The sequence below is a fragment of the Desulfurococcus amylolyticus Z-533 genome (assembly GCF_000513855.1).
Lineage (GTDB): Archaea > Thermoproteota > Thermoprotei_A > Sulfolobales > Desulfurococcaceae > Desulfurococcus > Desulfurococcus amylolyticus.
The window spans coordinates 249,156-262,306 of record NZ_KI911318.1; the positions used below are offsets into that span (position 1 = coordinate 249,156).

General features: G+C 44.1%; 13 protein-coding genes, 2 tRNA genes and 1 pseudogene. 4 read left to right on the top strand and 12 right to left on the bottom strand.

Translation table 11 applies throughout. The annotated features are described in order from the left end of the window. Positions 1-55: 55 nt before the first annotated feature. Positions 56-391, bottom strand: coding sequence for a hypothetical protein (locus tag SPHMEL_RS01430; protein WP_012607715.1), 336 nt, complete (start codon positions 389-391; stop codon positions 56-58). A gap of 655 nt (positions 392-1,046) precedes the next feature. On the opposite strand from SPHMEL_RS01430, the gene SPHMEL_RS01435 reads away from it, so the two are divergent. Then, positions 1,047-1,634: a UbiX family flavin prenyltransferase gene (locus tag SPHMEL_RS01435; protein WP_042666958.1), complete on the top strand. Its 588-nt coding sequence runs from the start codon at positions 1,047-1,049 to the stop codon at positions 1,632-1,634. Positions 1,635-1,734: 100 nt separating this feature from the next. On the opposite strand, the gene SPHMEL_RS01440 is transcribed toward SPHMEL_RS01435, so the two are convergent. From SPHMEL_RS01440 to SPHMEL_RS01450, 3 genes and pseudogenes are all read right to left on the bottom strand, one after another. Further along, positions 1,735-2,178, bottom strand: a complete 444-nt coding sequence (locus SPHMEL_RS01440) for a hypothetical protein (protein ID WP_042666959.1) — start codon at positions 2,176-2,178, stop codon at positions 1,735-1,737. 212 nt (positions 2,179-2,390) lie between these two features. Beyond that, a pseudogene (endA, locus tag SPHMEL_RS01445) lies at positions 2,391-2,909 on the bottom strand (tRNA-intron lyase); the annotation flags it as partial. Between the two features lie 29 nt (positions 2,910-2,938). Then, positions 2,939-3,607 (bottom strand): DUF47 domain-containing protein, encoded by a 669-nt coding sequence (locus SPHMEL_RS01450; protein ID WP_042666962.1) that lies wholly within the window; start codon positions 3,605-3,607, stop codon positions 2,939-2,941. A 134-nt stretch (positions 3,608-3,741) separates the two neighbouring features. Here SPHMEL_RS01450 and SPHMEL_RS01455 point away from each other — a divergent pair, with 134 nt between their 5' ends. Next, positions 3,742-5,376 carry a B12-binding domain-containing radical SAM protein gene (locus SPHMEL_RS01455; RefSeq protein ID WP_084322066.1) on the top strand — a complete coding sequence of 545 codons (1,635 nt, stop codon included), beginning with the start codon at positions 3,742-3,744 and terminating at the stop codon, positions 5,374-5,376. Here the strand turns inward: SPHMEL_RS01455 and SPHMEL_RS01460 are convergent. From SPHMEL_RS01460 to glyS, 3 genes are read right to left on the bottom strand one after another with little or no spacing between them, the layout of a single operon-like run. Then, positions 5,351-5,725, bottom strand: a complete 375-nt coding sequence (locus SPHMEL_RS01460) for a hypothetical protein (RefSeq protein WP_012607721.1) — start codon at positions 5,723-5,725, stop codon at positions 5,351-5,353. The two genes, SPHMEL_RS01455 and SPHMEL_RS01460, sit on opposite strands and share 26 nt — an antisense overlap. Before the next feature lie 13 nt (positions 5,726-5,738). Further along, the gene (locus SPHMEL_RS01465; RefSeq protein WP_042666964.1) at positions 5,739-6,116 is read right to left on the bottom strand and encodes a hypothetical protein; all 378 of its coding nucleotides are present in this window, start codon (positions 6,114-6,116) and stop codon (positions 5,739-5,741) included. A 56-nt stretch (positions 6,117-6,172) separates the two neighbouring features. Next, positions 6,173-7,924, bottom strand: a complete 1,752-nt coding sequence (gene glyS, locus SPHMEL_RS01470; protein WP_042666965.1) for a glycine--tRNA ligase — start codon at positions 7,922-7,924, stop codon at positions 6,173-6,175. 69 nt (positions 7,925-7,993) lie between these two features. Between glyS and speB the strand changes: the two genes are divergently transcribed. Further along, positions 7,994-8,860, top strand: a complete 867-nt coding sequence (gene speB, locus SPHMEL_RS01475) for an agmatinase (RefSeq protein WP_042666967.1) — start codon at positions 7,994-7,996, stop codon at positions 8,858-8,860. Positions 8,861-9,067: 207 nt separating this feature from the next. Here the strand turns inward: speB and SPHMEL_RS01480 are convergent, their stop codons facing one another. Continuing rightward, positions 9,068-9,217, bottom strand: a complete 150-nt coding sequence (locus SPHMEL_RS01480) for a TFIIB-type zinc ribbon-containing protein (protein ID WP_042666969.1) — start codon at positions 9,215-9,217, stop codon at positions 9,068-9,070. A gap of 97 nt (positions 9,218-9,314) precedes the next feature. On the opposite strand from SPHMEL_RS01480, the gene yciH reads away from it, so the two are divergent. Beyond that, the gene (yciH, locus tag SPHMEL_RS01485; protein ID WP_012607726.1) at positions 9,315-9,632 is read left to right on the top strand and encodes a stress response translation initiation inhibitor YciH; all 318 of its coding nucleotides are present in this window, start codon (positions 9,315-9,317) and stop codon (positions 9,630-9,632) included. A 122-nt stretch (positions 9,633-9,754) separates the two neighbouring features. Here yciH and SPHMEL_RS01490 read toward each other — a convergent pair whose 3' ends face one another. The 4 genes from SPHMEL_RS01490 to SPHMEL_RS01505 form a co-directional block, all read right to left on the bottom strand. After that, complete coding sequence (locus tag SPHMEL_RS01490) at positions 9,755-10,714, bottom strand: transcription initiation factor IIB (protein WP_051400976.1); 960 nt, start codon at positions 10,712-10,714, stop codon at positions 9,755-9,757. 168 nt (positions 10,715-10,882) lie between these two features. Then, positions 10,883-10,967 (bottom strand) — tRNA-Leu (locus tag SPHMEL_RS01495). A gap of 301 nt (positions 10,968-11,268) precedes the next feature. Next, a tRNA-Ser gene (locus tag SPHMEL_RS01500) sits at positions 11,269-11,378 on the bottom strand. A gap of 161 nt (positions 11,379-11,539) precedes the next feature. Continuing rightward, positions 11,540-13,132: a CTP synthase gene (locus SPHMEL_RS01505; RefSeq protein ID WP_042666974.1), complete on the bottom strand. Its 1,593-nt coding sequence runs from the start codon at positions 13,130-13,132 to the stop codon at positions 11,540-11,542. Between the last annotated feature and the right edge of the window lie 19 nt (positions 13,133-13,151).

The window sequence follows — 13,151 nt, forward strand, 5'->3', positions numbered from 1 at the left end:
AATGATGAGTCATCATCTACTTCCAAGGTAGCGAATAGAAAGTATTCAGAAGCAATCAAAAGTATTCAAATGCATTCATCGAGTTAGGAACGGCCTTGCTTATAGCTTTGTCACGGGGAGTACTAGGTATTTCAGCATCCTGAACCAGTTCACGGATCTCAACGTTGGCCCTAATAATCCTTACCAGATCCCTGATATCGGGTAGGCTCTTAACTACTATAGGGCTTAGATCATTGATTTTTATAACAGGGTACACTACTTCCTCCTCTTGCATAATTTCCACATCTAGTTTCATACTGGTTGAGAGCTCCACTGCTTTAACCGCTTGAAGCAGTGTTTCAGCAATTATTTCCGAGAGCCCGTTTCTACCGATTATAAGTATGATCCTCAATTTAACCCCGCTTAATAACTGCGATAATGACTCCCTTAAAAACCATCACTCCTACAGCATGTAGACCGTTTAGCTGAGAAGCTAGAAGGTTGTGGCAGAAGCAGTGTTTATGGTTTTTAGGGCTGCAGGCAGAATGTGCTGTATGCTTGGGGGTTCAGGTCTCATATAGGTTTGATATAAATTAGTTTTATCCCTTCGTTCTTGTTCCCCTGCATCCCTTTTTTGGCTTGCATATGGCTGGAGGGCGTTCAGGGTGACACCACATCTTGAGTGCTTCAGGAATAGATTCATGCATGCGATTACATTACTTCAATAAAAGAATTCAATAGCAAACCTATATGAAAGCAGGAACAGCATACCGAGGCAAGATTATAATTCTTAAAGACCAGGAATCTATTTAGTGACCCTAGTTCCCGAGATCCGGGGAGGAACTATGGTGATGAAGCCCGGGAAGACCATAATGAACCCGGGGGGACAAACGACAGAGATTCTAAACAACCGCTCTCGGGTGAATGGTATGTTTATGTTATTGTTATAGATAACCGTTATACATTATGAGTCAACTTAATAAGCATGAACCACGTAATCAACATAATTAGATGATAGGGCTCGAAAGGTCTGAGTATGTGATGACCCCGCGCAGGATTGATGAATAATGGTGGGCTCCTCACTTATTATCGCCTTAACTGGGGCAAGCGGTATCTCGTACGGGTTGAGTCTGCTTAAGAAAATAAATGTGTTTAAAAACAAGTATAGTGAGGTCTACGTGGTTTACACCTTTAACGCTGTTAAAGTGGCTTTATATGAGGAAGGCATAGATCTTTTGGAGTTTCTCAAGGGCTTAAATGGTGTTAAGGCAGTTTACCCTGAAAATGATTTTTCATCGGAGCTAGCCAGCAGTAGTAATCTAGTGTTTGCAGACATGGTTATAGTGCCTGCCTCGATGAACACGATTGCCAAGATAGCTAATGGTATCCAAGATAATCTAGTCACGAGAACAGCTAGTGCAGTATTGCGTTTAAGGAATAAACTAGTGTTAGTCTTTAGGGAAACCCCGCTTTCCAGCATAGATTTATTCAACCTATATAGGCTGGCAACGGCTGGCGCGGTAGTAATGCCTGCCTCACCGGGCTTTTATATTAAGCCTAAAAGTATAGAGGATACCATCGATTTCATAGTTGGGAAGATACTCGACGCATTACATGTAGAGCATAATCTCTATAAGAGATGGGGCATTAGTTAACCCTTAAAAAAGCCAAGGCAGTTTCAACCTCTATGATATCCGTTCACTCGTTGACATTAGATTATTTAGCGTTCAAGGAGGGCATTTTTAACCAGTCTTATCACCTTATGAAGTCGCTTACATCATAGTCTTCGAACTGCTTCATTTGCTTGAACATTTCTTCATCGCTGCTCTGCTTAATCTTTCTCTCCAATGCCTTGGCACATCTACCATCTGGTAGTAGTGAATTCAACCTGCACGATGCATATTGGCACTCACCGCTGATACAATCTCCGCCTATTAATCTACATTGTGCAACGCGGATCATTTTTCCCCTTACAGGCTTGGAGGTTATCATTAAGGCGTTCTTGTTGCAGGTGAAAAATGGGCATAGAGGATTACATTTATCACCTATAGGCTGCGGCTCCAGCCTCTTCTCCTCGAGGTGTTGGAAACGGGTTGATGCATAACTACCATGATGCCCTGTTTTCTCATACCTGGCTCCTCTACCCTCGTAGTGGCGCCGGTCTTCATTCCTCCATCGCTCACTACTAGTGTTATTCAACTAGGCACACCCCATGATTTACTATTATCAGCTACACTATCTCTCGTTAACATTTAATGTTGAAAAATGTTTTTAAGGCTCACACAGACTTAGACTCGTGCTTATCTCACCAGATATATGTTCAGAAGTGGTTCGCTGGTACCGTTTCCCGTCTATGGTTTTTACGTCTCCGTGGACGGAGAACGGTTGGCCATAACTGGGATTCGGTTTAGCTATGGTTTCCACCAATCGAGTAGGTGGTACACTATGTTATTCCCAGTATAGATTGCTATGATGAGTTTCTTTCTTACTGAGTGGAGTAATCTACCCATCCTTACTAATTCCACTGGATCTATGATCTCGTCGGCCCTGAAAACTTGAAGCCCGAAGGGCGCGTGATCTATGCCGGGTCCATGCCTATATACTAAGTAGTCGCAGCCAAATTTCAACCCTCTTCTCGGTATCAAGCCATGGCTACGTAGGTCGTTATACACTGTGTATAATTCCTCGAACCTCGGTATCTTTCCCACAGCTATACTATATAAATCCCCTGCATTTAGTGAGGAGTCGCCTTGGAAAACCCTTATTCTGCCCCTCTTGAGAAGATAGAGAGCTTCTATCAGGGAGAGCTCTAGAGGGGCACTTATGCTTCTATCCTTCGGCTTGGATACGCCGAGAAAGGAACCATAATATCCATCCCAGTATATCTTAGAAGCGCATTTGGGATCGGGAATTATAACCCTGTTATGTAGTAAATATCCCTGGCACTCCTCTACCCCATTTACCTCGTTACTGTTCTCACTAGTGCTAGATAACGTATTTCCTCACCGAGGTTCTTGAGTAGGTCGCTGAGCTCTTCAATATATTCTATTAAATCCTTTAAAACCATTAATCCAGCTACAGAGCTAGAGTAGGTCTCATATACTTTGAATATAGACTCCCTAAATATGTTGTCCACTTCATCCTCTAGTTTCAACACCTCGTCAACATGCTCCATGGATTTTCTTGGATGCGTTGACAGCTTTTGTAGCGAATCCTGTATTAGGTTAACCTGTTGTCTAACCTTCCCTATCATTGTTTGAAGCGTGGTAATCAGGTCGTTGTTTATACTGATATTGTTTTTAGATGCTATGAGTATCCTGTACGCTACGCTGTCCACGTGTTGTATGAATCTATCTATGGTTCTAACCATCTCTATATAGCTCCTCGAATACATCATTACCTCGCTATTCTTAACCAGGTACTCCATCAACATTATTTTCATCTCCTCTCCACGATGCTTAATAGACCTTACCCTCTCATACATCTTCTCGATGTCAGGGCTTGGAGAATACTGGTTCATTAGGGCCGTTAACACTGAGACCTGATCACTCACAATAGACATCATGTTACCTAGGTACTCTATAGCTGTTAACTCAGCAAGCGAACCTCTCTCAGGGCTCTCGCTCACCACTAACCCCCTTTCATCCCGGTCAAGATAAATCATTAGTATAAAGGGTATTTAAGTAATTTGGGAGTCAATGACATCGGTATGTATATAGATCAAGCAGTGGGGAACTTTTCCGAGGATAGTGCACCGCTATAATGCTCTATATCCAAAAATATTATCTAGGCGAGGCTGGAAAAATGAGGATGCTGGTTATCGATGTACTTGCCAGGTCCACGGGTAAAAGGTACTCAACATATGATGTCGTGGGTGCGGGTCCACGAGTGGTAGCTGGCATGCTTTCTGAAAAATACGACACATTGCTCATGCCATACGAAAAAGCCATGGGTAGTAAGGACGTTGTCAGAAGTGTTACCCACATCTTTCTATCAGCGATGAGTAGTGATAAGGGAGCTCTGGGTAGAGTCGTAGGGTATATTAGAAGAGTTAATCCCTCAGCAGTAATTACCGTGGGAGGGCCGGTTGGCTTTGAATACGGTGAGTTATTGAAGAGGTTCGATATCGACTACGTTATAGTTGGTGAAGCCGAGATACCTCTTCAAAGATTCATGGAATGCATAGTTGAGGATAGGTGTAGTAAACACGAGGTTCCGGCGCTAGGTTTTAGAGATAATGGGGCAGTCACCTTAACGACTAGGCACATACACACTCCCAGCGATGTTTTATCCTCTATCAAACCCTGGGCACGGATAGATGAAATGTTCGACTATCCACAGGTTTACAGGGTATATGTGGAAGCCGTGCGGGGATGCAGTAATTTCATGCGCCCTATGGTGGGGAGCATAGGTTGTATATTCTGCGGAAACTGTAGAAGCAGTAAGAATGAGGAACGAGTTAACTGCCCAGCCAATATCCCGCCTGGTTGCGGTTTTTGCAGTGTTCCCTCAATGTTTGGCCCAGCTAGGTCGAGGAGTGTTGATAGTATAGTGAAAGAAGTAGAGGAGTTAATCGAGCATGGTGCACGTAGGATAGTGTTAAGCGCCCCGGACATCCTAGACTATGGGAGGGATTTACTCGTAAATGGGCCTTTAACTAATCCGTGTAACCCACCAGCGAACACCGAAGCTATCGAGGAGTTGCTATCACGTCTTAACGCGTTGAAACCAGTGTCCCAGGGTAGAGTTGTAGTCATGATTGAGAATATCAAGGCATGCCTGGTCAACGATGAAGTAGCTAAAATACTGGGAAAATACCTGCCTGGGACAACAGTACATATAGGGCTTGAAACCGGTAGTGATATATATAATGACAAGGTATTAGGGAAACCCATAAAAGTAGCTGACGTAGTGAACGCGGTGAGGCTCTTAAAGAAGAACTCGCTTAGACCCTACGTATACCTGATGCATAGCCTACCCTTCGCCAGCAGGAAGATATATGAGGAGACGCTCAAAACCGTTAACGAACTAGGTGAGGCAGGTGTTGAAAAAATAACCCTCTACAAGTATACTCCCCTCCCATATACGGCCTTTGAAAAAATACCATCCGAAGAACGTGGCGTGGAGGAATGGATAGCCAGGTTGAAAGCCGTCGTAAGAAGGTATAACACTATGCAGAAAAAGGAAATCCTGGGTAAGCATGTAGAGGCCTTCATAATTGAAAGTAATGGCAGGGTCTATGGATATCCAGTTAAACATGGACCAGTGATATTTCTAGGTCGGATAGCCAGGAGGGGTCTGGATGGTTGTTTAGTGATAGTTGAGGTGACTGGAACACGGTATAGATATGTGAAGGGTAGGATCGTGAAGATTAAAGAGTGTCCTCCAGCTTCTTGAACCCGGCTAAAAGCCTCTGAAGCTCGCTTAATACCTCTGGCATCCCCTGGTAGACTGGTAAGGCTTCCTCTAGGAGATCCACAATGTATCTTATACTGATAAGTTTTAACATCCTATAGTACACTGATATATGTTTAACTATAGGATCTCCCAAGCTATGGGTACTTACAACTAATTTAGCCTCTGGCAGGATACGTGCCGAGGAATCAAGTAGTTTGCTGGCTTCTGAGATGAATAAGTCAACCTGTTCCTTATCATGTAGGCTTTTAAGGATCTTCCCTTGGTCTATGAGCTTCTCATAGTCATCGACAAGGGTTCTTATTAATGAGGCTAATTCATTTAAATGCATTTAGATTATCATCTCAGCAGACTTTCCTTATCGTTGCAATACTATTATCTGCAACACCATTTTTCTCTATTTCCCCTGGATATACGTAGACAACATTTTCATCAGTGGACTCGAAGACTAGTGCCTTAAACTCGAATCTCTTCCTACCGGCCACTACTACTTCAACCCGCTCATCATTCTTTATGTCCAGCATTGATGCAAGAGCCGAGGGTATTTTAGCTATTGGCTCGTTTAGTGTCCGATCAAACCTTATCCTAACCCTTTTCTCAGTCAGCTTCTTTTCTTTTTTCTTTAATTCGGAGGCTGGTGGAATTATTGAGACCAACTTGGAGACGTCGATTTTCTGTTGTGTACCTGTTTCCTTTTCTCCTCCACTAGTAGACTGCTCCATTCAATCACCATTATATTGAGATATACCGTGTTCAACCTTAAAAACACGAATGCTGGTTAAGGAGTAAGTAGGTCGGGCTGGAACCCGTATTTCATAAGCAGGTATTTCTCGAGCTCATCGATCTTTACTCTCTCCTGGAGAGTGCTATCTCTATCTCTCACAGTTACTGTGTCGTCTTCCAGGGTCTGGTAGTCTACTGTTACAGCGTATGGGATGCCTATCTCATCGACCCTGGCATACCTCCTACCGATGCTTCCATCATCATCGTAGATAACTCTGAATCCTCTTGCAATGAGTCTTCTATATATGTTTCTAGCTATTTCAATTATCCTCGCATGCTCTTGCTTTTTGCCCGTTACTAATGGGAATACTGCTACGTGGTAGGGGGCTAGGTATACTGGTAGTTTTAGAACTGTCTTACCATCCCTCACCGTGTACGAGTATTCAAGGACTATATATAGGAGCCTCTCAACCCCGAATGATGGTTCTACGACGTGTGGAATGATTTTCTCTCCATGTATTTTCTCCCTTTCCTGCTTTACTATGAAGGCTTCACTAGGCATCTTAAGCCCCTCTATTTCGACATATCCTTTTTCAGCCAGCTCTCTATAGATCTCCTCAGGAGTTTTCTGAGCGAGTCTTTCCATTATTCTTCCCATTTCCCCGCCATAGAGGTCTTTTATTTTACCTGGATCAGGATATGCTTTTGGGATAATTCTTTCAACTGGTTTCTCATAGTGTTTAAAGAACGTTAGGTCCGCTTTACTATACTGTATATGTCTGCTTAAATCGTATGTCGTTCTATAAGCGTATCCAGCTATCTCTATCCATCCATATTTCTCGGTGTATACTTCCTGGTCGAATGTCTGCTGGGAGTAATGGGCTCTTTCATGAGGTAGCTTCTCGATGAACCTGATTTTTTCATGTGGTATTCCAAGTCTTCTCGCAAACACCTCTCCTAAACCAATCCAGTAGGCAAGCCATGGGGTTTTAACTATCTGTTTCTCAACTAGTTCTCTAATAGTATATTCAACTGGTTCTTCTACACCCCTCACTCTAGCTTCACTAGTGAGCACTCTTACTTTTACATCTGCGATGCTATTAATGTATCCACTTGCCTCTTCCACCTCTTCTGGATCGAAGAAGAACTCGAGCTCCATTATAGTGAACTCCCTGAGCCTGAGTAACCCTTGGCGTGGCGATATCTCGTTTCTAGCAACCTTGCCGACCTGTGCTATGCCTAGTGGAAGCCTGTTTCTAGCTACTCTGAGAATATTCGCGAAATTTATGAACATCCCTTGAGCGTTCTCGGGCCTGAGGTAGCCTATTTCCCCCTTGTATGGGCCTATCTCTGTTTTAAACAATAGGAGGGTATAGAAGGGTTTACCTAGATCACCACCGCACTCGGGGCACTTGATATTGTTTCTCAGGATAACACTGTGTATTTCCTCGGGGCTTAAACCCTCTACATCTATGCCTGCTGCCTCCTTAACCAGGTGATCAGCCCTGTATACTCTACCGCATTTAAGGCATTCTACAACAGGATCCATGAAGCTTTCCTCATGTCCGCTTGCCTTAAATACTATCCTGGGGTTAATCACCGGTGTTTCAATCTCCACAACTAGGTCGTTAGAGTATACGAATGTCTTCAACCATAGGTTGATTAAATTCCTCTTGAGGAGTACTCCAACCGGACCGAAATCATAGAAGCCTGCTAACCCACCATATATATCGAAGCTTCCCCAGAATATACCGCGTTTCTTTGCTAATTCCATTATGTTACCATATATATCTTCTCCATTACTCAACTCGATCCCCTTGTACTTGAATTTTAAATAACGCGTTCACCTTAAATATTCGTTTAAGTGGTGGTGAACATGAATTGGAGGCTACTACTACAGGGATCAGTGAAGTTTGCCTGTATGGAGTCCAGCAGTAATATAGGGGTATTAATCGGTGTGCCCATGGATTACACATCAACATATAAGCCTGGTTCAAGATTCGCGCCGGACTATATAAGGAACGCATCATGTAACATTGAGTTCTATAGTTTGTCAACTAGGAGAATCATGGAGAGCGAGGGTTTCATCGACTTGGGAAACATTATCCTGCCACCTGGAGATGTAGAGAAATCCTTATCAATAATACAAAGTGTTGCCAAGGGGGCTTGGAGGGAGTACCAGGGGATACCCCTCGGTTTCTTAGGAGGGGAACACTTAATCACCTACCCAATTGTAAGCGGGCTAATGGACGGCATTGACACCCTAGTGGTTTTTGATGCGCATCTCGATCTAAGGGATGAATACCTCGGCTCAAGATTGAATCACGCATCATTCCTTAGAAGACTTGTTGAGAAAGGTGTGAGAGTTATACATATAGGCTCCAGGGCCTACAGTGGTGAGGAGTTGGAGTACTTGAAAACCTTGGAAAATATCAAGGTATACTCAGTTCTAGACGTTCTTGAAAAAACAGTAGAAGCGGTGGAGTTAGGGAGGGTATATATAAGCATAGATATGGACGTTATTGATCCATCATATGCGCCTGGCGTGGGGAACCCGGAGCCCTTCGGGTTAACCCCTCTACAATTACTTGGACTATTAAAGAAAATAGTGGGGTCGTCGAGCCGCCTGGTAGGATTTGATATAGTTGAAGTAAACCCGCTGGTCGATGTAAACGATGTTACAAGTATACTGGCTGGTAAACTAGTATTTGAGCTAGCTGCATTAGCCAGGGGTGGGAGATAGACCTATTGGGGTCTACTAGGGAGTTCAGGCCTCATATAGGTTTATATAAGCTTGTTTCATCCCCTCGTTTTTGTTCCTCCTGCATCCTGCTTGGGCTTGCAGAGTGCTTCAGGAATAGATTCATACATGCGATTACATTCTTCAATAAAAGAATTTTGATAGTAAACCCTAGTAAACCTATATGAAAGCGGAAACAGCATACCGAGGCTAAGTAGCTTTAATGATTCTGTATGGTCTTGCAACCTTGTATACTATCTCATACGTGCAGTTAGGGCATTTAACTTGTTTACCGAAGATCCTCCTCATCTCCTCCTCGTCGAATACATACCCGCATCTACCACACTTATATTTAACCATGCCAGCCCACCATACACCAGTATAATGTTCAAAGACTTTAAAACCTCCCTCTACATATTTTCTAATTGGAATCTTTGAGTTGGTGATGGAGTAGGCAATGGATGAGAAGATAGATGAATCAATATGCGGTGGGCTACCACCAGAGCTCTGTGAGCAATCAGGAATAGAGCAGTCGCTTGTCAAGATAAGGCTTGATACGAGAAAATTCGGTAAGGCAGTAACCATTATAGATGGATTACCAAACGATAAGGAATTCCTCAAGCAAGTTGCGAAAGCATTGAAGACGAAGCTAGCTACTGGCGGCACATTCAAAGAGGGGAGGATAGAGCTCCAGGGAGATCACAGGCATCGAGTAAAACAGATCCTGATAGAGGAATTCGGGATACCTCCTGAAAACATATTGGTTATAGACTAGGGTTGAAATACTGAACAAACTATTTTTAACCCACCCTACGTTATCCACCACTTAATAATTCAGTTTTCTAGAGATATTAAAGTTATCTATAAATCCACAGTAGCCTGAGAAATATCTGTGGTTTATTCATACTCTAGTCCGAGTATTTTCGCGAGTTCCTTATACCTGTTCCTTACAGTTACCTCTGTCACCCCTGCCACATGTGCTATCTCTTTCTGAGTTCTCTTCTCTCCCAGCTGTTCAGCAGCGATGTATACTGCTGCAGCTGCTAATCCGGCTGGGTCCTTTCCACCCGTGACACCTTGTTCCTTCGCCTTATTAATTATCTCGATAGCTATTTTAACTGCTTGTCCGGGAAGCCCTAATCCATGTACAATCCTAGGGACGTAGTCCACTGGATCGGTTGTAGTAACTTTTATACGTAGCTCCCTTAATAGGAGCCTATAGCATCTGGCTATCTCCTTCCTGTTCACCCTGGTATGTCTTGTTATCTCATCAAGTGAACGTGGTACCTTCATTTCTCTGCATGCAAGATATATTGTAGCGGCTATTATACTCTCAATACTTCTGCCTCTAACTATTCCTTTTTCAACTGCATTACGATATATTCTAGCTGCCTCTTCCTTAACGTACGAGGGCAGATTCAATATATCTGATAACCGATCCAGCTCGTTCATTGCTTGTGCTAGGTTCCTTTCAACACTAGTTGTTATCCTCGTTCTTGCCTGCCACTTCCTTAGCTTAACCAGCTCATGTTTTTTCTCTGTCAGTCTTCTACCCGCCGCATCCCTATCTGTGTAATCAATCGTTGTCGTAAACCCCATGTCATGGACTGTAGCTGTGACCGGGCCACCTGTCCTCGCGCGTCTACCCCTCTCCTCTGATGTAAAAGCCCTCCATTCAGGCCTCTCATCTATCACTTTCTCCTCTATTACCTCGCCGGTGTCGTGGCACACGTATTCCCCGTGTGTTGTATCATATACTATCTTGTCCTGAGGACACTTAGGCTTCTTTGACTCACTATCCATGGATGACTCAGGAGATGATGCAGTGGAATCTATAAACATTGTTAAAACACCCATTAAGGTGCATACAAATATTCCTTATGAATATACCTTTATAAATCTTGCGGTAGACTTAAAAAACCCTTCATCGAACCCATTTATAAAGAGTTAAGGTTGAAAATCCTGATGAAGGGGAAACATTTCACCTAATAATATTATTTAACACCATCCACTACTTCGAGGGAGTGCGGGGGGTGGGATTTGAACCCACGCAGGCCTACGCCATCGGGTCCTAAGCCCGACCCCTTTGGCCAAGCTCGGGCACCCCCGCACCATTATTTCACAATTATTCGTGACACGGTTTTAAATCTGTTCATAGATGCTGGAACGGGACTTAATGATCTAATGCGAGTAGTCTTTTTCAAGCAGTAGTTCCTCATCGATCTCTAAGCCATTAATTGATTCGTAGAGATGTGTGACTATTACAAGACCTGGTACCCTTATGTTTGAATCGATTGAATAATTTTTATCACGAATTCCCTTCTTTCCTTATCCAGATATGTAAGTGGTTTATCAGGGTAATATAATTATCGGGGCTTGATTTAAACTACTTATCCACTCCTGTTTGAAGACGCCGGGGGCGGGATTTGAACCCGCGCGCCCCGTGAAGGGGCAGTGGGTCTCCCACGTGTAGCCGGAAAGGTCTCGAGCCCACCCCCTTAGACCGCTCGGGCACCCCGGCACCATTAGAAAAATATAGTTAAAGAGGGTTTAAATTTCATTGAAACCGGATGCCGGATGCCCCTCGTAGCCAGGGGACTCTTCATCTCTCAGAGGGTAGTCTCCCGACGGGTTTTCATCGGGGCATTATTATATATAGTTAAGGAGGCTTATTTTTAATGACTAATGGCTTGTGGATTCCACGAAATATTTATACACTGGACTCGGCTTTAATGGGTTGCTCTTGAACTCTGGATGGGCTTGCGTCCCATAGTAGAATACATTACTGTCTTTTAACTCTATTATCTCAGCATATCCCTCCTCACTCCAACCAGTTATTCTTAGCCCGGTTTTCTCGAGCATATCGATATATTTCTGGTTTAACCCGTAGCGGTGTCTATGCCTCTCAAACACTTCTCTAACACCGTAGATCTTCCAGGCCAGGCTACCTGGCTCGATCACTATTTTTCTACTGCCAAGCCTCAGTGTTCCACCAAACTGGTTCAGGTTCCTTTGCTCCGGGAGGATATCTATTACAGGGTGGGGTGTGGAAGGATCTAGCTCGCTACTGTTAGCGTTCTCCAATCCAGCCATGTTTCTAGCGGCCTCCACGACCATCAACTGCATACCGAAGCATATTCCTAGAAGCGGCTTACCGGCTTCACGGAATGCCTTGATGACACGTATCTTGCCCTCGCTTCCACGGCGCCCGAAGCCGGGGAGTATCACAGCCCCATCAGCCTTCAATATCTCCTCAACTGACACCTTGCCTGCCTCTATCTCTGAGGCTTCAAACCACTGGAGCTCAATCCTCGTGTTGCTCCATATGCCTGCATGCCGTAAAGCCTCAACAATGCTTATATAGCTATCCCTTATCTTAGTGTATTTGCCAACCATAGCTATCCTAGCTACGTGTGAAGCATTTGAATATTTTTCCACGATCTCAACCCATCGGGTTAGATCCGGTTCCCTATATTCTAATCCAAGCCTTGAGGCAAGGTATCTTGATAAACCCTCGCTATGCAAGACCAGTGGAACCCTATATACTAGGTCCACATCCGGGTTGCTGAAGACGGCTTCGACGGGTATGTTGCCGAATAACGCGATCTTGTATCTCGCCTCTGGGTCCAGGGGTCTGGTGGATCTAGCCACCACGATATCTGGCTGTATACCTATACGTCTAAGCTCCTGTATACTGTGTTGAATAGGTTTGGTCTTGATCTCACCGCTTGATAACACAGGTGCCAGGGCAACATGCATGTAAAGCGTGTTCGAGGCCCCCTCCTCAAACCTCATTTGTCTAGCTGCTTCTAGGAACGGCAGTCCTTCTATATCTCCCACGGTACCCCCTATCTCGACTATTGCTATATCAGCGCCCTGCTCCTTCGTAACCTCCCGTATTCTCTCCTTGATCTCATTGGTTACATGGGGTATTATCTGGACGCATTGCCCCAGATACTCTCCTTTCCTCTCCTTAGATATTACGCTATAGTATATCTGTCCCGATGTAATATTATTTTTCCTAGATAACTCTATACCCAGGAACCTCTCGTAGTGCCCTATATCTAGATCAGTCTCCCCGCCATCCTCGGTGACAAATACCTCGCCATGCATATAGGGGTTCATTGTTCCAGCATCCACGTTTAAGTAGGGGTCTATCTTTATAGCTGTAACCCTGTAGCCCATAGACTTTAAGAGTAGACCTGTTGATGCTGCCACGATGCCTTTTCCAAGCCCGGATAGTACTCCTCCAGTTACAAAGACGTATTTAACCATGGTGCCCGCTTCAACATAA

Coding starts and splice junctions, on each gene's coding strand:
- SPHMEL_RS01455 (WP_084322066.1), top strand. CDS start 3,742: ATGCTCTATATCCAAAAATATTATCTAGGCGAGGCTGGAAAAATGAGG.
- SPHMEL_RS01490 (WP_051400976.1), bottom strand. CDS start 10,714: ATGGGTGTTTTAACAATGTTTATAGATTCCACTGCATCATCTCCTGAG.
- yciH (WP_012607726.1), top strand. CDS start 9,315: ATGGATGAGAAGATAGATGAATCAATATGCGGTGGGCTACCACCAGAG.
- SPHMEL_RS01480 (WP_042666969.1), bottom strand. CDS start 9,217: ATGGTTAAATATAAGTGTGGTAGATGCGGGTATGTATTCGACGAGGAG.
- speB (WP_042666967.1), top strand. CDS start 7,994: ATGAATTGGAGGCTACTACTACAGGGATCAGTGAAGTTTGCCTGTATG.
- SPHMEL_RS01460 (WP_012607721.1), bottom strand. CDS start 5,725: ATGCATTTAAATGAATTAGCCTCATTAATAAGAACCCTTGTCGATGAC.
- SPHMEL_RS01465 (WP_042666964.1), bottom strand. CDS start 6,116: ATGGAGCAGTCTACTAGTGGAGGAGAAAAGGAAACAGGTACACAACAG.
- SPHMEL_RS01435 (WP_042666958.1), top strand. CDS start 1,047: ATGGTGGGCTCCTCACTTATTATCGCCTTAACTGGGGCAAGCGGTATC.
- SPHMEL_RS01505 (WP_042666974.1), bottom strand. CDS start 13,132: ATGGTTAAATACGTCTTTGTAACTGGAGGAGTACTATCCGGGCTTGGA.